15 protein-coding genes are annotated in these 18,410 nt (G+C 52.8%); 9 read left to right on the forward strand and 6 right to left on the reverse strand.

The window, feature by feature from the left end; genetic code table 11:
• Positions 1 to 269: 269 nt before the first annotated feature.
• Positions 270 to 2,090, reverse strand: coding sequence for a diguanylate cyclase domain-containing protein (locus N902_RS18995; protein ID WP_051564680.1), 1,821 nt, complete (start codon positions 2,088 to 2,090; stop codon positions 270 to 272).
• Between the two features lie 1,029 nt (positions 2,091 to 3,119).
• On the opposite strand from N902_RS18995, the gene N902_RS20560 reads away from it, so the two are divergent.
• From N902_RS20560 to N902_RS0115550, 3 genes are all read left to right on the forward strand, one after another.
• Positions 3,120 to 3,548 carry a prepilin-type N-terminal cleavage/methylation domain-containing protein gene (locus N902_RS20560; RefSeq protein ID WP_084288514.1) on the forward strand — a complete coding sequence of 143 codons (429 nt, stop codon included), beginning with the start codon at positions 3,120 to 3,122 and terminating at the stop codon, positions 3,546 to 3,548.
• Positions 3,549 to 4,639: 1,091 nt separating this feature from the next.
• Complete coding sequence (locus tag N902_RS19590) at positions 4,640 to 4,828, forward strand: type II toxin-antitoxin system HicA family toxin (RefSeq protein ID WP_084288516.1); 189 nt, start codon at positions 4,640 to 4,642, stop codon at positions 4,826 to 4,828.
• A 9-nt stretch (positions 4,829 to 4,837) separates the two neighbouring features.
• A complete protein-coding gene (locus tag N902_RS0115550) occupies positions 4,838 to 5,266 on the forward strand; it encodes a type II toxin-antitoxin system HicB family antitoxin (RefSeq protein ID WP_034623169.1) in 429 nt (142 codons plus the stop codon).
• A 512-nt stretch (positions 5,267 to 5,778) separates the two neighbouring features.
• Here the strand turns inward: N902_RS0115550 and N902_RS0115555 are convergent.
• Positions 5,779 to 7,173: an ATP-binding protein gene (locus tag N902_RS0115555; RefSeq protein ID WP_244147443.1), complete on the reverse strand. Its 1,395-nt coding sequence runs from the start codon at positions 7,171 to 7,173 to the stop codon at positions 5,779 to 5,781.
• Positions 7,174 to 7,847: 674 nt separating this feature from the next.
• Positions 7,848 to 8,135 (reverse strand): helix-turn-helix domain-containing protein, encoded by a 288-nt coding sequence (locus N902_RS0115560; RefSeq protein ID WP_027371646.1) that lies wholly within the window; start codon positions 8,133 to 8,135, stop codon positions 7,848 to 7,850.
• Positions 8,136 to 8,908: 773 nt separating this feature from the next.
• On the opposite strand from N902_RS0115560, the gene N902_RS0115570 reads away from it, so the two are divergent.
• On the forward strand, positions 8,909 to 9,931 hold the full coding sequence (locus N902_RS0115570) for an Rpn family recombination-promoting nuclease/putative transposase (RefSeq protein WP_027371648.1): 1,023 nt from the start codon (positions 8,909 to 8,911) through the stop codon (positions 9,929 to 9,931).
• 495 nt (positions 9,932 to 10,426) lie between these two features.
• Here N902_RS0115570 and N902_RS18420 read toward each other — a convergent pair whose 3' ends face one another.
• Positions 10,427 to 10,837 carry a PIN domain-containing protein gene (locus N902_RS18420; protein WP_208596346.1) on the reverse strand — a complete coding sequence of 137 codons (411 nt, stop codon included), beginning with the start codon at positions 10,835 to 10,837 and terminating at the stop codon, positions 10,427 to 10,429.
• A gap of 70 nt (positions 10,838 to 10,907) precedes the next feature.
• Complete coding sequence (locus tag N902_RS0115580; RefSeq protein ID WP_027371649.1) at positions 10,908 to 11,165, reverse strand: UPF0175 family protein; 258 nt, start codon at positions 11,163 to 11,165, stop codon at positions 10,908 to 10,910.
• Between the two features lie 1,540 nt (positions 11,166 to 12,705).
• On the opposite strand from N902_RS0115580, the gene N902_RS0115590 reads away from it, so the two are divergent.
• Both N902_RS0115590 and N902_RS20565 read left to right on the forward strand, forming a co-directional pair.
• Positions 12,706 to 13,863 (forward strand): ATP-binding protein, encoded by a 1,158-nt coding sequence (locus N902_RS0115590; protein ID WP_084288528.1) that lies wholly within the window; start codon positions 12,706 to 12,708, stop codon positions 13,861 to 13,863.
• A 126-nt stretch (positions 13,864 to 13,989) separates the two neighbouring features.
• Complete coding sequence (locus N902_RS20565) at positions 13,990 to 14,121, forward strand: hypothetical protein (RefSeq protein WP_279614671.1); 132 nt, start codon at positions 13,990 to 13,992, stop codon at positions 14,119 to 14,121.
• Between the two features lie 277 nt (positions 14,122 to 14,398).
• Here the strand turns inward: N902_RS20565 and N902_RS18430 are convergent, their stop codons facing one another.
• Positions 14,399 to 15,931 (reverse strand): diguanylate cyclase, encoded by a 1,533-nt coding sequence (locus N902_RS18430; protein ID WP_051564681.1) that lies wholly within the window; start codon positions 15,929 to 15,931, stop codon positions 14,399 to 14,401.
• A 307-nt stretch (positions 15,932 to 16,238) separates the two neighbouring features.
• On the opposite strand from N902_RS18430, the gene N902_RS0115605 reads away from it, so the two are divergent.
• The 3 genes from N902_RS0115605 to N902_RS0115615 all read left to right on the forward strand — a co-directional run bounded on the left by N902_RS0115605 (position 16,239) and on the right by N902_RS0115615 (position 18,359).
• The gene (locus N902_RS0115605; protein ID WP_027371651.1) at positions 16,239 to 16,895 is read left to right on the forward strand and encodes a PAS domain-containing protein; all 657 of its coding nucleotides are present in this window, start codon (positions 16,239 to 16,241) and stop codon (positions 16,893 to 16,895) included.
• A gap of 186 nt (positions 16,896 to 17,081) precedes the next feature.
• A complete protein-coding gene (locus tag N902_RS0115610; protein ID WP_027371652.1) occupies positions 17,082 to 17,669 on the forward strand; it encodes a hypothetical protein in 588 nt (195 codons plus the stop codon).
• Between the two features lie 153 nt (positions 17,670 to 17,822).
• Positions 17,823 to 18,359: an REP-associated tyrosine transposase gene (locus tag N902_RS0115615; protein ID WP_027371653.1), complete on the forward strand. Its 537-nt coding sequence runs from the start codon at positions 17,823 to 17,825 to the stop codon at positions 18,357 to 18,359.
• Positions 18,360 to 18,410 lie beyond the last annotated feature (51 nt).

The following is an 18,410-nucleotide window of genomic DNA, read 5'->3' on the forward strand; positions in this document are numbered from 1 at the left end:
ATCCTTCCCACGCTCTGGGTGGGAACTTTCCCGGACGCTCCTGCGTCCAAACCAAGAGGGCGAATGATTATTCGCCCCTACAGCCCACTCGCCAGTTTCTTACTGGATCAACTTGGCGGCTTCTTGCTGATAACAGATAACAGATAACTGATAACAGATAACCGGCCGCCAGTGGCGCTGAGCTCTGCCCTCTGACGTCTGACCTCTGACCTCTGACCTCTGCCCCCTGTCTCCTGTCTTCCTCGGCCCTTGCACCTCGGCCCTCCCCCTCACTGCGCTTCCCCCAGCTCCTCATTCTCAGCCTCCCGGCTGATGATCCGGGCAAAGGCCTGGACCAGGGCAGGATCGAACTGCGTCCCGGCACAGCGCCACAATTCCTGGAGGGCTTCGGCCCGGGACATGGCCCGCTGATGGGGTCGCTCATTGATCATGGCCATATAGGCGTTTGCAATAGCCAGCACACGACATTCAACCGGAATCTCCCTTCCGGCTATCCCCAGGGGATAGCCCTGTCCGTTCCAGCGCTCGTGATGCTTCAGAATCAGTTCAGCGATTTCAGCCAAATCCGTGGATGATCTGGCGATGCGGTAGCCCTTTTCCGGGTGGGTACGCAGGACCTCCCACTCTTCCTCTGTGAGCGGCTCTTCCTTGCGCAGAATGCTATCCGCCACCCCGACCTTCCCCAAGTCATGCACCTGGGCCAGCAGGGCCAAACTTGAGAGCTGCTTCCTGTTCAGCCCCGCCTCCCGTCCCGTGGCCAGACACAGGTTCTGCAGATACTCCACATCGGACCGGTCAATATACTGCTTTTCCTCCATCACCTTGAGCAGAGAGTTGATGATCTCAGATCGGGCATCTCCTCCCTTGTGCAGCTTGTCCCTGTACATCAGATCATCAGCCTCTTTGTAGGCCCGGGCCAGGCTCTCGGAACGCCCTTGAACCGTGGAGCGGCCTATGGACAGGCTGACCGGCAGAGGTGAATCCCCCTTTGCATTGTGTGCCCGGACCTGCTCCACGATCCGCCGAGCAATCCCTTCCCCTGCTCTGCCTTCGGTGCGGGGCAGGATAGCCGCAAACTCGTCGCCTCCAATCCGGGCCAGGACGTCGCTGCTTCGAAAGGAGCTCTTCAGAATCCGGGCACAGGTCATGAGCAAGGTGTCCCCCTGCTTGTGACCCATGGTATCGTTGACCAGCTTCAAACCGTCCAGATCAACGGACAGGATGGTGATCGGATAGTCCCGGCTTTTTCCCAGCCGTTCCATCTCGTTTTCAAAATAGGCCCGGTTGTACAGTCCGGTCAACCGGTCGCGAAGGCTCATATACTCCAGCTGGGCCTCATACTCCTTGCGCTGGGTGATGTCCTTGCCGATCCAGCGCGAACCGCGAATACCCCCCTGCTCATCAGTCACCGGGGTGATCGAGAACTCGGCATAGACCGATGATCCGTCAAGACACAAAAGCTGTACGTCCACGGCATATTCACTGGCACCTGTCCGCAGAACATGTTCCAGCCGAGGCGTAACATTCTCCGGGTCGGCGCACAGATCCAGAAAGTTTTTCCCCCGGAGCTGGTTCGCATCCGCATCCACCAAATTCCCCCCGGCCGTGTTGGCCAGAGTGATCCGGCCATGCACATCCAGCTCAAAACAGGCTTCCTGCATGGAATCCAGAACCCGGATCGCGGGGTCGCCTTCCTCCTGCATCCCGCTTGTCGAGGGCTTGTACCGGCTGATGTCCCGGAATATGGTCACAAACCTTCCGTTTCCCCGGCTGAAAGCGCAGACATCGTACCACCGCCCCAGGGGCTCGCTATACTGCTCAAAATGAATGCACCCCCCGGTCTGGGCCAGCCGGCCATAGACTGCAATCCAGTCAAAGGACCCTAGTCTGATCCCGGGCAGAACCTGACTCACTTTCCGGCCCACAATTTCGGATCGCCGAAGCCCGGTCATCTGTTCAAAGGCCTGATTGACCTCCAGAAATATATAGTCCCTTGCCCGCCCATGCCCGTCTGAGACAACTTCATGGGCGGCATAGGCATCCGGAAAATCATCCACCCCGCTCCAGCCGACGGTATGTACATAATTCATGATCTGCTCCGCGTATCGTCTCCCGCTTGCTCTCCGGTTTGAAAGTATCTGCGCCAGCTCGGGGCTTCCTCAATTCCCATCCTGAATCAAACGATCCCTGCGTTACAGGCTCCCAATTGCAAGCACCCAATATCCCCATCCGCATATTTCGTCAACTCCGGACCGACCGGACAGCAGGGAACTGGTATTCAAAAATGAAGCCAAACTTATGACTTCAGCACCACCTGGCGAGATACTCATCAATTGAGCGTGCCTGCGCTTTGGCAGGCATACGGGTCAATAGATGCAAGCATCCTCTTCTGCTCTCTGCTCTCTTCCCTCAGCCCTTGCTCCACGGCCCTCGGCCCTCATTCCTCTCCCCTCTGCCCCTATGCCCTCTTCTCCATGCTCCATGCCCTTTGCCCTTTGCCCTCAGCCCTTGGCCCTTGTTCCTCAGCCCTTGCCACTCTTTCCAATCCAACACATTGTGATGATCAATCTCCATATTTTGGAGATACAATCATTGCCTGACATCGTACAATATTTTGACACTCACCTCATCCGCCAAAAAACCTTGCTCACCAGCCCCGCATATGCTACGCATTCTCACAAGCCGACATCTTGACCCGCAGTCCGCTTATATCCGCAGCTGGTTGATGTCAAAAACAATGAGCTAAGCAGGGTAAATGTCAAGGAACGGTCAACTATTTTACACCTTGGCCTTTTCACCTCGGCCCTTGGACCTGTTTTTAAGCCCTTGCCACTCGGCCCTCGGCCCTGACTTTCGGCTTTTGGCCTTCTGCTCTTTGCCCTTGTACCTCGGCCCTAGGCCCTTGACCCTGATGCTTGGCACTCCCTTTGCAGAGTCAGGATCAGGACATTCACGTCAAAGATGAGAAGATGAGTTATCAGTTATTTGTTATCAGGCAAAACCATACTCCAGATAACGGATAACTGATAACTGATAACTGATTCCAGTACTTAACACTTAACACTTTGAACTTAAAACCTAAAACCTAACACCTAAAACTTAAAAAACAGGAGACAACAATGCCAAACACATCAATCACAAAAGCATCCCCAGCCCAGCAGGGCTTCACCCTGATCGAGATTATTGCTGTATTGGTTATTTTGGGGATTTTATCAGCTGTGGCAGTGCCAAAATTTATGGATATGCGTGATGAAGCGAGACAAAAGGGGCTAGAATCATTAGTTTCTGCCGCTCAAAGCAATTTGCATATGGCATTTGCAAGAAATTTATTAACAGAAAATGGCAATCAAACTGCAGCATTTCAAAATATTAATTCAACAGTTTGCAATCAAATTTCAGCTGATGGATGGCTAACTGATGCAACCATAGATTGCTCTGATCCTTCAGGAGAAAATGATATTACCATTACTGCTGAATATGGTGATTATAACGCTACTGGGACTTTTTCCAATCCTGTACACAATGATGACATAGGATCCTCGTCGTAAGCATTACTTTCGCCCCAATATCGCTAAATCTACAGTGTTGTAGAGATAAAATCGCAAAAGAGGGCAGTCACGCACCTGCGCGAGACTGCCCTCTTTTGTATCACCCTGATATCTTGCGGACCAGCATTCCTACACAACTCTCTACTCTCTATCACCTCCCACTGTCCTACTCCGGCTGCACCCGGCATTGTCAACCAGGTAACCTTCCATAATACCACGCCCCGGTTGCCAAAACGATCAACACCCCCTACCCCCTCAAGGTGGACGGGGCAGTAGCACAGCTACTGCTTTGCTTACGCAAGCCCATCTCCCCGTTCAGCCGTCTCCCACCACCAGCCTCTCCAACCACCATACCGTCCATCCCCAACGCGGATTTACCGAATCAGTCCCCCCCTTCCTTATCGTTCCCACGCTCAGCGTGGGGAACTCTTCCGGACGCTCCAGCGTCCAGACAAGAGACCGCAGAGCGGTCAAGACATGCTCCCACGCAGAGCGTGGGAGCGATAAATACAGGGCAGTCACCCAGTGAAAATGAGCAGGGCAAATATGAACCGCCCCCCACTCACCGGTTGGGGGATGTTTTTTGGTTCACCTTGCTCCTTGGATTGTGGCCCCGCGCCATAGAAACACCCCCCTTGGATTCCCCCCTCCAGGGGGGGCGTAATTCGCCCAGTACGGGCTGAAAATACCGTGAATCGTGCTTGTACAATCTGATTTTTGCAGAGAGCTGAACTCTGAGCTAAACCTAATATCATCAAACCACAACCATTCTCCCGCCCCGTCCCCCCTTGAGGGGGGTTGGGGGGTGTTTCAGATCTCACCGGCTCCCCTCCGGGCAACCTAGGCGCTCCTGCGCCGTACCTGCCCGGTAAAATCGGGCCCCCTCGGGGTATTTTACTGGGTGGTTGCCCTCTAGATTATCGTTCCCACGCTCTGCGTGGGAACTCCCCCGGACGCTCCAGCGTCCACAAAAGACCTCAGAGCGGTCTGAAGAGGCTCCCACGCAGAGCGTGGGAGCAATCAAAAATACACCCCCAGTCCTTTTTTACTTGTGATTGACAAACCCAGCAGCAGTGTGTATTTATCCACACATGAATAGCCGGCTGGTCGTAAAGGCTTTGGAACAAGATGGGTGGTACAAGGTTGCTCAATCCGGGTCACATATCCAGTTCCGGCATCCGTCCAAGAAGGGGCGGGTTACTGTGCCCCACCCCAAAAAAGATATCCCAGCTGGCACACTCAAAAGCATCGAGCGCCAAGCAGGAATACAATTTACGTAGGACATCAATATGACCAACTACCTTGCCATTGTTCACAAAGATCACAACAGTGATTTTGGTGTATCATTTCCCGATTTTCCGGGATGCGTTACCGCAGGCAGTACGCTTGATGAGGCAAAAGATATGGCCCATGATGCCCTTTCGCTTCATGTGAAAGGTATGCTGGAAGACCAGGAAAATTTGCCGGTTCCATCCAAGCTGGAAGATATCATAGACAATCCAGACTATTCAGATGCAGCCGCAATTTTAGTGATCTCAGTTTCGGAAGAAAAATCTCGTACTGTCCGGGTTAACATAACTCTTCCGGAAAATATGCTTCGCAAAATAGACATGGTGGCTAAACAAAGAGGAATGTCCAGATCATCCTTTTTGGTGCATGCTGCAGAAAACGCACTTACAGCACCCAACAAAAACAACTCATCTTCTCAGCCTGTATAATCAGCACTCCCGGTATCCTCCCCGGGCTGGTGTGTACGGCCAAGGCATACCTACTGTTTTGGCTATGAAAGTCAGCTCATCACTCAGCCGTATCTCTCCAACCACCGTACAGTCCATCCCAACCCCGGAACGCCCAAACCAGGTCCCCCCTTGCGGGGGTTGGGGGGTGTTTTAGATCTCACCGACTCCCCCTCCGGGTAGGGGCAACCTAGGCGCTCCTGCGCCGTACCTGCCCGGTAAAATCGGGCCCCCTTGGGGTATTTTACTGGGTGGTTGCCCTCTGTAATACAGGGCAGGCATTACGCCAAAGCGCGAAGCACTGCCCCTACAATGAGAACCCCGGGTAACCTGACATTGCGGGATCTCTCCTCTGGTTGCCGATCCTGCCGTCTTCACCTTGTCCCTTGCTCCTCTCCCAACTTTCAGCTTTGAGCTTTGAGCTTCCTTCCCCCTTGCCCCTTGGCCACCCCATCGGATTGCCCATCCTTTATCACTTGAAATCCACAAGTTCTTTAGACTGTCTCCAAATGGATATGCTCGTGGGTATGGGCCAGATGGTGTAGAGCATCGGTAAAGCCGGACTGGCTGAAGATTACATAGTGCATGTGGGCCTGGCTTTCCTTATCAACTCTTTGCGCTTTTTCCAGGAGGTGAAAATAGACATCCGTATCCACAGGACCGGCAGTGTACTTGCATTCCCCGACCAGCACCTGCTCTTTGTCTTCGCTTATGCCCAAAATATCAATCTCTGTATCCTTGTTCCACCACCGGCCGGCCTGAATCAGGTGCAGGTGCGGCGCCTTGCCAAGGCCCCGATGCATGAGCCGCTGCCTGCATATGTCTTCGTACACGAAGCTGACGAGATTCGGTCTGAATTGCTCCCTGATCCGGTCAAGGACAAGCTCAGTATTCTCAATTTCTAGATAACTCCTGAAGGGATGGACAAACTTGAACCAAAAGTTGATGAAATTGTCCTTTATCCGGTACAGGCCCTTTTTGCTCTTTTCCGGGTTCCTTTCGGTTATCGGAACTTCTCTGGCCACCAAATCCAGCTCCTGCAGGGTCTTGAGATATTTTGTCAGACCGGACTGGCCTATGCCCAGAGCAGAGGCAATCTTGCCCAGTTTTCTGTTCCCGGCGGCAATAGTCTTGATCAGGGAAAAGTATGTTCCGGTCTCGCCGAACTCCTTTTCCAACAGAAAGATCGGTTCTTCATACAAAAAGCTTCGCTTGGACAGAATGTTTTTCTCAATGGCCTGGAAGATATCTTCAGCCGGGGGAAAAAGCTCCACATACTTGGGTACCCCCCCGGTCACGGCATAATACTCTATGCAATTAAGAGCCTCCGGGTGCTGGAAAAACTGCCCATAATCCTGATATGGAATTTCATCCAGACGTATCTGCCCAGTCCGTCTTCCGTACAAGGGACTGGAATACGAAAGGGTCTGTTCCACCATCATTCCCACCAGGGAGCCGCAGAGAATGACCATGACCCTGGCCTCAGCCAGCATCTGATCCCATATCTTCTGGAAAATAGAGGGGAACGAGGACCGCGCCTTGCCCAAGTATTGAAACTCGTCAATGGCGATGACCATTCTCGCCTCTGGCTGGTGGCTGTGCAGCACAGAAAAGATCTCTTCCCATTCCAGAAGGACATCCTTTTTCAGAAAGGGGTTCCGGGTGAATTCCGAAACCGCGTGCTGGAAGTTCCTCCTGTTTTCCCGCTCCGACTCTTCGGTGGCTACAAAATAAAACGCGTTTTTATCCTGGATGAAATGCTTGATGAGGGTGGTTTTGCCGATCCTGCGCCGGCCGTAAATAACCACCAGGGAGGATCTGTCCCGGGTGTATTCTTGCTCCAGAAACTGAAGCTCGTGTTCTCTATCCACAAATAATGCCATAGGCATGATATAGCCGTGAAATTATGATATGTCAATTTTGATAATATATATTATTATAATTCAGATTATAATTTTACCAGATCTCACCTCCACCCCTCCTGGGAGGGGTAACCCTGCCTGCTAAATCGGGGCAACTCCAGTAAAATGGAAGACATTTCACCGGACAAGCCCTGGGGTATTTAACTGGGCGGTTAAATCGGGACCATGTTGGGGTATTTTACTGGGTGGTTGCCCTCTGAATACAGGGCAGGCATTACGCCAAAGCGCGAAGCACTGCCCCTACAATGAGAACCTAGGTTATCCGTCTAACCACATAAATATACCCCAAACCCCAAATCTCACCCCAGCCCCTCCGGGTAGGGGCAATCCTAGGCGCTCCTGCGCCGTATGGTTGCCCTCTTGATTATCGTTCCCACGCTCCGCGTGGGAACTCTTCCGAACGCTCCAGCGTCCAGAAAAGACCTCAGAGCGGTCTGAAGAGGCTCCCACGCAGAGCGTGGGAGTAATAAAAGAGGGGCGAATGATTATTCGCCCCTCCAACCCCACTCGCCAGATTCTTGCTGGATATAACTGTCGCCTTCTTGCTGATAACAGATAACGCCCGCCATCACAGGCGACAAAACCAGAGCGGAGCGGAGGTTTTGTCATCCGGTGCATGACCTGGTTACACCTCACTTTGGTCAGTAAAGCTGACTAAAAACTTCCGGGTGTTGCTCAGCAATGCGCAGAAGCGCAACCGCAGGACCCTGCGGCTCGCGCCGACCCTGTTCCCAATCCTGAAGGGTTCGCACACTCACGCCCATAAGACCGGCAAATGCTGACTGCGACATGTGCAATTTCAGCCTGATCACTTTGGGCGGTGAGGGCTCTGAAAGCTCTTGCGTTCGGAGAGCCAATTTACCCCTCTTGAACTGCTTGATTTCATAGATACCATCAAGAATTTCTGCCCCAATGTTCCTGTTACCCATTTTTGATTGCCTCCGCTATCTGCTTGAGCGTATGGCCAGGTATGCTGGCGCGCTCTGATTTACTGTACAGCGTGAGCATCCATATCTCGTGGTCAGATTTCTTCCAGTAATAAATTGCTCTGACCCCACCGCTCTTTCCCGAGCCCGCTGGTGCCCACCGAACTTTTCGAACACCACCCGAACCTTTAATCAAATCACCGGCACCTGGCTTGTGTAGAAGATAAGTTTGAAGCCCACGGTATTCCTCATCCGGGAGGTAGTTCGGCAATAGCTTGGTGAATGTTGAGGTTTCGATGAATAGCATTGCTAAAAATATACGGCTTTGCCGTACAGTCGTCAAGGCTGGATCAGTGAGGTGTAACCATCCACCGGAGGCGTTGCTGTCTTCTGTCCTACAAAGCGCGACAACCCGTAGGTCAATCCGGGTGAGGATAATCCAAATCGAAATCGGGATCGCTATCGTAATCGAAAAAATATGTCATTCGGTGTAGGAGGCACCCTCAGCTTATGGATATCGATCCCGATCCCGATAGCGATTTCGATCCCGAAGAAAGAAAATCCGGCTCCACTCAAGAATCTGTGCATGAAGTGAGGCCATCTTTATCGTTCCCACGCTCTGCGTGGGAACTTCTTCCGGACGCTCCAGCGTCCAGACAAGAGACCGCGGAGCGATCGAAGAGTTCCGGCTACCCTGAAATCCGGAATCAGCTCCCAATCACCGCCTCCTCTTTCTCTTCCTTGCCTCATATACAAGCACAATATATACTCAGGCCATGAGTTCCTCCACTCCCCGTGCTCATGATCGCTTTTTCAAGCAAATCATCTCCAGGCCGGAGAATATCCGGGATTTCATACAGACCTACCTCCCAACCGGAATTGTCTCGCATCTGGAGCTGGACACCCTGGAGGTCGAGAACGGAAACTATGTTGCCCCTGACTTGTCCGAGTATTTTAGCGATGTGGTGGTCAAAACCAAAGTCAAGACCGGAAATCCGGCTGAGCTGTATATACTCTTTGAACATAAAAGCGGCCCGGAAAAATACGCCCGAGTGCAGGTGCTGCAATATATGGCCAGCTCCTGGTATGCCATGGCCCGGGACCAGAAGGCAGGATCAGACCGGTTGCCGGTGATCATTCCAGTGGTCATTTACCATGGAGACAGGCCGTGGAACTTTGGCTTGAGATTTGAGGATCTCTTTGATCCGCCATCGTCAGAGTTTCTGCCCTATATTCCAAAGTTTGATCATATCCTGCACGACATCTCTCACCTGGATGAGGGCGAGATCAAGGGCACAATTATCTTGCAGTCTGTGCAGCTCCTGCTAAAATATATCCAAAGACCTGAGCTTGGGGACCGACTGCCGGAGATAATAGAGCTGCTTGGGAGATTGGGAGAGAAGAGGAGGCTCACAGAGTACTTGCAGGTGGTGCTTGAATATGTCCTTCAAGCAGCTGAAAATATTGATATCCAAGATGTGCACACAGCACTGAAGACAATACCTCAGGGAGAGGAGCTTATGCCAACTATAGCAGATAAGCTACGACAGGAAGGGATGCAAAAAGGCCGGCAAGAAGGCCGGCAGGAAGGTATACAAGAAGGCCGGCAGGAAGGCAGATTGGAGGGTAAGCGGATTGCCCTGATGACGCTCATAAACCGGAAGTTTGCCCTCTCTGCTGAAGAAAAAGGACTGATCGATTCTGTACAGGATCCTGCCATGTTGGACCAGGCCATGGAAGCAATCCTTTTCGCCCAGGACAAATCCGAAGTACTCAGCCTATTTCACCAAGATTCTTGATTGATGACAAACATTAACAGGTAGTTAGGATAGTCCAAATCGAAATCGGGATCGCTATCGTAATCGAAAGAATATGTCATTCGGTGCAGGAGGCTCCCTCAGCTTATGGATATCGATCCCGATCCCGATAGCGATTTCGATCCCGAAGAAAAGAATCCCAACAAACGGATGCACTGGACACTCATTCTACTTATACTTATCGTTCCCACGCTCCGCGTGGGAACTTCTTCCGGACGCTCCGGCGTCCAAGCAAGAGACCGCAGAGCGGTCAAGACAGGCTCCCACGCAGAGCGTGGGAGCAATAAAAGAGGGCGAATGATCATTCGCCCCTACCCTCACTCGCCAGATTCTTGCTGGATATAACCGGCGGCTTCTTGCTGATTACAACTACCTATAACAGATAACTATCCGCCAGAGGCGGGGCTTACTTCTGATCTCTGTCCTCTATCTTCTGTCCTCTGAATCCCCGGCACCCCGGCAATCCGTTATCTCCCATCATTCGCCAATTTTTTGAAACACCTTGGTCAACAGGTCCGTATCAATGCGAAGCCCAAGCTCTTTGAGCTTGTTGATTTCAGGTTTGGCCTCTCCTATCAGACCAACACGCTTAGCCATGATAATCAAGCCCACAGAACCAATCAAACTCACCCCGAGAAGCTTCGCGCACTTTCTGGCCTGCAGATCATCAAGAACAGCTTTCGTACCCATGCCTTTTTTCATTGACAGGCTTAAAACCTCGCTCTCTCCTTGACCAAGATCCCAAGCGGCTACAAAAGGATGGATCTGAAGACACGATTCCAGAGATACCTTTGAAACAGTTTCCAATTCGGCAACATACGGAGCAATGGATCTTTTGATCTCAAACTCTGCCGCCACAGCATCAGGAACAACCCATAATTTAGCCAATGGTCCTATTGACTACAACAGTCCAGCTTTACTAAGCAAAATAAGGGGAGAGGCATTCAGTACAAAGGCACTATTCATAGCCAGCCTCTTCCAGAACGTCATCAGCTGAATATTGAAATGGGGAGACATTATACCTGGCCAGCTCGAACAAAAAATCCTCGCGACACATCCCGGCTATTTCGGATGCCTTTTCTTGGGATATCATGCCCATTTCATACCATTTTACCGCCGCTATTACCCGAATGTCTTCCCTAAACTCCTCGGGGGTCTTGCGCAGGGCTGAAAAGACTCCAACCGGCAAATCAAGGGTTACTGTTCTGGTTTCCATACATATTTCCCCTTTGTATAAGGCAACCGTTATCCTCTTCTAGTCCCAGTGCCCACGACCGCTTCTTCAAGCAGATCTTCTCCAGGGTAAAGACAAGCACATGAAAACTTACCTTACAATTCTTCAAAGGCTAAATACTAGCATAAACCAGATAAAAAAGCTTGGCAAGAAACTGAAGTTATCTTCATTTATTACTCCCACACTCTGCGTGGAAACTCCCCAGGACGCTCCAGCGTTCACCCAAAAGACCGCAGAGCGCTCATGAAAACCGAGATTCCCCGGCAGTCCGGGATCTTCCCCAAACACTGCCTCTACCTTCTACACCTTAAACTTACCTAATCCCTGTCCAGCCCATGGGGGAAAGCTCAGAAGAGTTTCCGGATTATTGGACTCAAGGAGAAACCCTGGAAGAATTAAAAGAAAATTTGAAAGACATCCATTATGAGCTCTCAAGTGGAACAATCGCCAATGTTCGACGGGCAGATGACTTGGAATTGGTATGAAGCGACGAGAATTGCTCCAGGTACTTGATAACATGGGCTGTCAATTCATTCGTCATGGCGGCAAACACGATTGGTATAAAATCCAAAGACTAAAGTATCTCAACCAGTTCCACGCCACAGAGAAATTCGAGAACATTTAACCAGGCACATCATCAAGATGCTCAGGAATGAATAAAGATAAAGAGGGCAGGCATTACGCCAAAGCGCGAAGCACTGCCCCTACCCAGAGAACCCCGGGTAACCGCAGATCCCGCAAATATACCCCAACCCCCCAATCTAACCAACTCCCCCTCCGGGTAGGGGCAATCCTAGGCGCTCCTGCGCCGTACCTGCCCGGTAAAATCGGGCCCCCTTTGGGTATTTTACTGGGTGGTTGCCCTCAGAGGGCAGGCATTACGCCAAAGCGCGAAGCCTGCCCCTACAATGAAAACCTAGGTTATCCGTCTGACCACACAAATATATCCCAACTCCCAGATCTCACCCCAGCCCCTCCGGGTAGGGGCAATCCTAGACGCTCCTGCGCCGTACCTGCTCGGTAAAATCGGGCCCCCTTGGGGTATTTTACTGGGTGGTTGCCCTCTTAAAATACAGGGCAGTCACGCGTCTGCGCGTGACTGCCCCTACAATGAGAACCTAGGTTATCCGTCTGACCACACAAATATATCCCAACTCCCAGATCTCACCCCAGCCCCTCCGGGTAGGGGCACCCGGGCGTCTCCAGCCACGCGTCTGCGCGTGGTTGCCCTCTTGATTATCGTTCCCACGCTCTGCGTGGGAACTCCCCCGGACGCTCCAGCGTCCAGAAAAGACCTCAGAGCGGTCTGAAGAGGCTCCCACGCAGAGCGTGGGAGCGATAAATACAGGGCAGGCCCCCAGTGAAAATGAGCAGGGCAAATATGAACCGCCCCCCATTCACCGTTGCTAATGAGCCACTTGACTTTTACTCAAGCTTCTGAGTATTTTTACTCATTACATTGAGCAAATGGTAATATATCATGCATCTTCCTGAATTTAAAAGAAATAAAACATACACCCTGATGGACAGACTCCGGGAGGATCGACCACTCGTCCAAGTGGTTCTTGGTCCTCGGCAAGTAGGTAAAACAACTGCTGTCTTGCAGGTGTGTCAGGAATGGACCGGACCCACAGTCTATGCCTCTGCCGATGCCCCGGCCCCTCCAGGCACTGAATGGATAGAGCAGGCCTGGAAGTCAGCTCAATTCAAATCGACTACTGACCAGGATGCAGTTCTCTTGGTCCTGGATGAAATCCAAAAAGTTCAAAACTGGGCCGAACAGATCAAGAAACTCTGGGACCAGACCAGGTATTGGGCAAATCCCATCCGGCTGGTCCTGTGCGGCTCATCCTCCCTGCAAATTCAACAAGGCTTGACTGAAAGCCTGGCTGGACGATTTGAAATAATCCGCATGCCGCATTGGTCGTTTTTTGAGATGGCTCAATGTTTTGGCTGGGGGCTGGAGCAGTATATTATGTATGGTGGATATCCAGGATCAGCCTCTATGGTCACTGACTGGCTGCGCTGGGCCGACTATATTCAACAGTCATTGGTGGAAACCGCTATTGGCAAGGACATCCTGCTCTTGCATCGGGTAGAAAAGCCGGCCCTTCTCCGCCAACTCTACGCCTTGAGCTGCGATTATGCCGACCAGATCGTATCCTACCAAAAATTGCTCGGGCAGCTGCAGGATGCCGGGAATACAACCACCCTGGCCCATTATCAGCACTTGCTGGAAGGGGCCTATATGCTCAAAGGCCTGCAGAAATGGCATGGAACCAAAATCAGGACCAGGGCCTCCAGCCCGAAATGGATACCAAGAAATACCGCCTTGGTCACCTCCCAATCCGGCCTGAGTCCTGACGAATGGCTGACTGAACCGAAACGCTGGGGCCGTCTGGTGGAGGTTGCCGTTGGGGCTCACCTGGTGAACCAAGGGGAAGATCAGGGCATTGAGGTCTACTATTGGCGGGAAAGGAACAAGGAGGTGGATTTTGTGCTGAAAAAGGGCCATAGATTAGCGGCCCTGGAGGTCAAAATATCCCCTGTAGGTAAGCCGCACACTGGTTTGGCCCAGTTTCAAAAACATTGGCCAGAGACCATGTCGTGGATAATTGGTCCGGACGGCCTGGACCTGACCGATTTTCTCAATTCCGATCTCACTCGCTTTTTCGCCTGATGTGAATTCGCCCAGAAAAGCCCGGCAACCCGTTGTCAACCCGGGTGAGGATAATCCAAATCGAAATCGGGATCGATATCGTAATCGAAAGAATATGTCATTCGGTGCAGGAGGCACCCTCAGCTTATGGATATCGATCCCGATAGCGATTTCGATCCCGAAGAAAAAAATCCCAACAAACCGATGCACTGGACACTCATTCTTCTTTCGTTCCCACGCTCTGCGTGGGAACTCCCCCGGACGCTCCAGCGTCCATAAAAAGACCGCGGAGCGGTCAAGAAAAGCTCCCACGCAGAGCGTGGGAGCGATAATAAAAGAGGGCGAATGATTATTCGCCCCTACCCTCACTCGCCAGATTCTTGCTGGTTATAACCATCGGCTTCTTGCTGATGACAAATAACTGATAACAGATAACTACCCACCAGAGGCGTACCCGATCTCTGACCTCTGATCTCTGATCTCTGATCTCTGTCCTCTGTCCTCTAACCTCTGACCTCTGATCTCTGTCCTCTGCCCCCCACTCCGCATATCGCCATCACAGGGTCACCACCCGGTTCCGGCCGGCGTTCTTGGCCGCATACAAGGCCCGATCCGCCCGTTGCAGCAATGGCTCCACCTCGTAGTCGTCCTCCTTATCCAGCGAAGCAACCCCCAAGCTGGCCGTGAACTGGACCACCTGGCCGTCATCCGCTTGAACATCCATTTCCTGGATCAGCTCCCTGATCCGCTCCGCAACCTGCCCGGCCCCATCCGTGCTGGTTTCCGGCAGCAGGACCGCGAACTCCTCCCCGCCCATGCGGGCAAACACGTCCTGAGTCCGCAGGACGCTGCGGCAGGCGGCGGTAAGGGCCTGGAGCACTGCGTCCCCGGCCGCATGGCCGTAGGTATCGTTCACATCCTTGAAATAATCCAGGTCCAGAATCGCCAGAGACAAGGGCCGGCCGTACCGTTTGGCCCGGTCTGCCTCTTTTTCCAGCTCCCGCAGGAAGTGACGGCGATTGAAAGCCTGGGTCAGCTCGTCGGTTCGGGCCAGATGCTCCAGCTGGCTGGCATAGTTCTGCAGCTCCTGAGCCGCCTTCTGCCGTTCGTCCATCTCTTGGTGGAGCATTGCATTGACCTTGGACAGCACATCGGTCCGGTCCTGGACCTGACCCTCCAAGTCGTCCACATGCTCCCGCAGACGTTTGGACATGCAGTTCAGGGCCAGGGCGATCTCCCGCATTTCCTTTCCCTTTGGGATATCCACCTCATCACCCAGGTGCTCCTTTCTTTCCGCAATCAACCGGGCCTTGGCCGCCATGGTGCGCAGGGGGACAAACAGCAGGCGGTGATTGAGGACATACACAACGATATACAAAAGGACCAAAATCGCGGCCAATCCTCCGGACATGATCCAGGTAATCCTGCTCACCTGGCCAAAGGCCTGCTCCAGGGGAATGCGGATGGAAATCGCCGAGACCACTTCTCCTTGGTCCCGGCCAAAGCTCCGGGAAGGCCCGTAGGCATCCACCATGTCCTGGGGCGCCTTTTGCGGACTGCTGTGGCAGCGCAGACAGCTCTTCTGCATCTGCTCTCCCTTGCGCAGCAGAACGAAATACGGCTTGCCGTTGATATCCCGGACCACGGTTTTCTGTTCCAGGCCGGAATTGCGGTTCAGTCTGCGCAGAAAGGCTTTCTCGAACTCGTCGGCCTCGTTCTGCGGACTGCGAGCGTTGATGGCGCATTCCTTGTAATAGTAGTCTCTGGGGGCGAGTTCCCGGAAGTAGTCATATATCTCCCGAACCGCATAGGTGGAAGACATCCAGACCGGATCGAAATACTCCTCTGAGATGTTCTGCTCAGCCACGGGTAATATGTGGGGCTTGAGCTGGTGGGTAAAGTAGGTGTGCACAGCCAGATTGTGGTCCAGGATGATCCGGGCCTTGTCCCTGGCCTCGCTCAAGGCCCGCTCGCGCATGACCATATTCACCACGATGATGGTGGCTGCCCCGGCCAGAAGAAACCACAGCGCAAAATAGACGGCCAGTCTGGTCCCCAGACGGCCGTTGGCAAATCGTGTACGGTTCATGATGCACTGTCCTGAGTCAGAATGGATTCAGCTGCGTTACTGCCAGTCAGATACCGGATTCCGGATGTCTCGGGCCTGGTTTTTCCACGCACATACAATTGCTTCTCATGTGCAACGTCAGCACGGATACACCCGAACCCATGCCCAGGTCAATCCCCGGGCCCTGCCACTCCCGCCGCACCCCTCTTGCAGCGGCCAGAAACCGGCAGATACAGACCTGTCCTCTTGACATGTGCAAAATAACCAGCACAATGTTGTCAACCTATTGACTATGCCTCCCCCCCCCACCCATGATCTGGAGAGCCAGATGGACCAGCAGTTTGTGCGCAATCTCAGGTTGATGGATGAGCTTTTGGTCTCCATTATGCGGGAAAAGCTCAGCATGCTCTCCAAGGCTGCTGAAAACAGAACCGAACAGCATATTTCCTTTCCTCTATCCGATCTGCACACCTATCAGGGGAACCTCATTGCATTTGTCCAGCAATGGAAAGCACTGCGATCCGACATCGAACAGCTCTGGGCTCAAAATCTCCAGGCGTATCACACAGTGCGCGAGTCACTCCGCATGTGCGAACAGAGTTGGTTTCATCTCGCCGACAGCCTCCCGGTCATGGTCTGCACATTTCTCCCGGACAGCAGTCTGACCTATGTCAATCGGCACTATTGCGATCATTTCGGGATGGACTTCAACCGCTTGGTCGGAAGCCAATTCCTGGACTTTGTCCCCCAGGACCAGGCGGACATTGTCCAGCGCACCTACCTCTCCCTGACTCCGCACGCACCTGCCTTCACCCTGCGGCATAAGGTCCTGGTCAACGGGAGTATCCGCTGGCACGAGTGGACCGACCGGGCGTTCTTCGACGACCAGGGCAGCATCACCCATTTTCAGGCCATCGGGCAGGACATCAGCGCCCAGAAGAGCATGGAAAAACAATCTCTGCAAAGATTGATGGCCAAAAGATAGCCGGCTTCCTGGTCAAAAGTGACCTGAAATCAATGCGTCAGCCCTATCAGTTCAGGGGATAAAAACGCTTTGGGTAAAACGAAGCGTTGCGAGGCGTCTTGACGGATGCAGGGTATTGACGGATATAGGGATTGCTCTGGACATGGCCGCGACCTCATCGTCCCATTCCCGGATCAGGAGCAGAAAATGGAGTACCTTGCCGGACTCAAGGAATATCTGCACACAAACTACGACCGCCTTGGATTGGAACAGGCCCATGCCCAAGGGACATGGCATGTCTTCCATCTGCACGGCAGGCGCGTCCTTCCGGCCCGGATCATTGACAGCCAGACCTACGTAGCAACCCTGGAGGACGAGCAGGGCAATAACCTGACGGTGCACAAGACCGCGATCAAGTTTTTCCACTCCCTGGAAGAAGCCCTGGAAATCGTGGAGAGAATCAAATTTGACCGCCAGGTTCGGTCCCGAAAGCTGCTACCCATCATCTCCGCCAGAGACAGGCACTTCATCAAGAACAAGTCCCTGTACCCCCTGATGCTGGAACGGGAAGTGCTTTTCTTTACCCTGCTGGAAGGTGAAATACTCCGCGGGGTTGTACAGGGGTTCAACCGCTTTGAGATCCGGGTCAATCTCAAGGGCGGGCTGCCGGTGACCATCATGCGCCACGCCCTGTATGAGGTCCAAGACAAGAAGGGCCGTTCATTCCTCAAGCCGGTGCAGGACAAAAAGAAGGAATGGAAAAAGAGTCAGTACTATGTCACAGCCCAGGGATGAGCAATAACCGAAAACCTGCCCTCTCTTATCGTTCCCGCGCTCCGCGTGGGAACTCACCCGGACGCTCCAGCGTCCACATAAGAGACCGCGGGAGCGATCCAAAGAGGCTCCCACGCAGAGCGTGGGAGGGATAAGAAAAAAGGACTGAACCCTATGGGCCGCAGCCGCTATCTGATTACAGAGCCGGACAGGACACACTTTCTGACCTGTACTATGGTGGAGTGGCTGCCTGTCTTTTCTCAGCCGGAAGCTGTCCACATCATTCTTGACTCTTGGAACTATCTCAGAAAAAATGCTGGATTACAGCTCTACGGTTATGTCATCCTTGAAAACCACCTGCATTTCATCGCCAGCTCCTCAAACCTGGACAAGGACGTTTATCGATTCAAGTCCTACACAGCCAGGCACATTGTAGATCACTTGATCACAACGCAGCGTATGGGCCTACTGAACCTTCTACGTTTTGGCAGGAAAAATCACAAAGCAGACCGGGAGTATCAGTTGTGGCAAGAAGGTGTGCACGCGGAGATGATCATGAGCAACAAGATGATGATCCAGAAGCTTGAGTATATCCATGCCAATCCGGTCAAACGTGGATACGTGGACCTGCCTGAGCACTGGCGATATTCCAGCGCCAGGAATTATGCCGGAGAGCAAGGGCTGATCGATATTGATCAGTGGTGGGAGTGAGCCTTGTCATTTCCACGCTCCGCCATTTCTTATTGTTCCCACGCTCTGCGT

Source organism: Desulfovermiculus halophilus DSM 18834, from assembly GCF_000620765.1.
GTDB classification, from domain to species: Bacteria; Desulfobacterota; Desulfovibrionia; order Desulfovibrionales; family Desulfothermaceae; genus Desulfovermiculus; species Desulfovermiculus halophilus.

Bases quoted from the DNA above. Each gene is read 5' to 3' on its own strand.
- N902_RS18995 (WP_051564680.1), bottom strand. From the start codon at position 2,090: ATGAATTATGTACATACCGTCGGCTGGAGCGGGGTGGATGATTTTCCG.
- N902_RS20560 (WP_084288514.1), top strand. From the start codon at position 3,120: ATGCCAAACACATCAATCACAAAAGCATCCCCAGCCCAGCAGGGCTTC.
- N902_RS19590 (WP_084288516.1), top strand. From the start codon at position 4,640: ATGAATAGCCGGCTGGTCGTAAAGGCTTTGGAACAAGATGGGTGGTAC.
- N902_RS0115550 (WP_034623169.1), top strand. From the start codon at position 4,838: ATGACCAACTACCTTGCCATTGTTCACAAAGATCACAACAGTGATTTT.
- N902_RS0115555 (WP_244147443.1), bottom strand. From the start codon at position 7,173: ATGCCTATGGCATTATTTGTGGATAGAGAACACGAGCTTCAGTTTCTG.
- N902_RS0115560 (WP_027371646.1), bottom strand. From the start codon at position 8,135: ATGGGTAACAGGAACATTGGGGCAGAAATTCTTGATGGTATCTATGAA.
- N902_RS0115570 (WP_027371648.1), top strand. From the start codon at position 8,909: ATGAGTTCCTCCACTCCCCGTGCTCATGATCGCTTTTTCAAGCAAATC.
- N902_RS0115580 (WP_027371649.1), bottom strand. From the start codon at position 11,165: ATGGAAACCAGAACAGTAACCCTTGATTTGCCGGTTGGAGTCTTTTCA.
- N902_RS0115590 (WP_084288528.1), top strand. From the start codon at position 12,706: ATGGACAGACTCCGGGAGGATCGACCACTCGTCCAAGTGGTTCTTGGT.
- N902_RS20565 (WP_279614671.1), top strand. From the start codon at position 13,990: ATGGATATCGATCCCGATAGCGATTTCGATCCCGAAGAAAAAAATCCC.
- N902_RS18430 (WP_051564681.1), bottom strand. From the start codon at position 15,931: ATGAACCGTACACGATTTGCCAACGGCCGTCTGGGGACCAGACTGGCC.
- N902_RS0115605 (WP_027371651.1), top strand. From the start codon at position 16,239: ATGGACCAGCAGTTTGTGCGCAATCTCAGGTTGATGGATGAGCTTTTG.
- N902_RS0115610 (WP_027371652.1), top strand. From the start codon at position 17,082: ATGGAGTACCTTGCCGGACTCAAGGAATATCTGCACACAAACTACGAC.
- N902_RS0115615 (WP_027371653.1), top strand. From the start codon at position 17,823: ATGGGCCGCAGCCGCTATCTGATTACAGAGCCGGACAGGACACACTTT.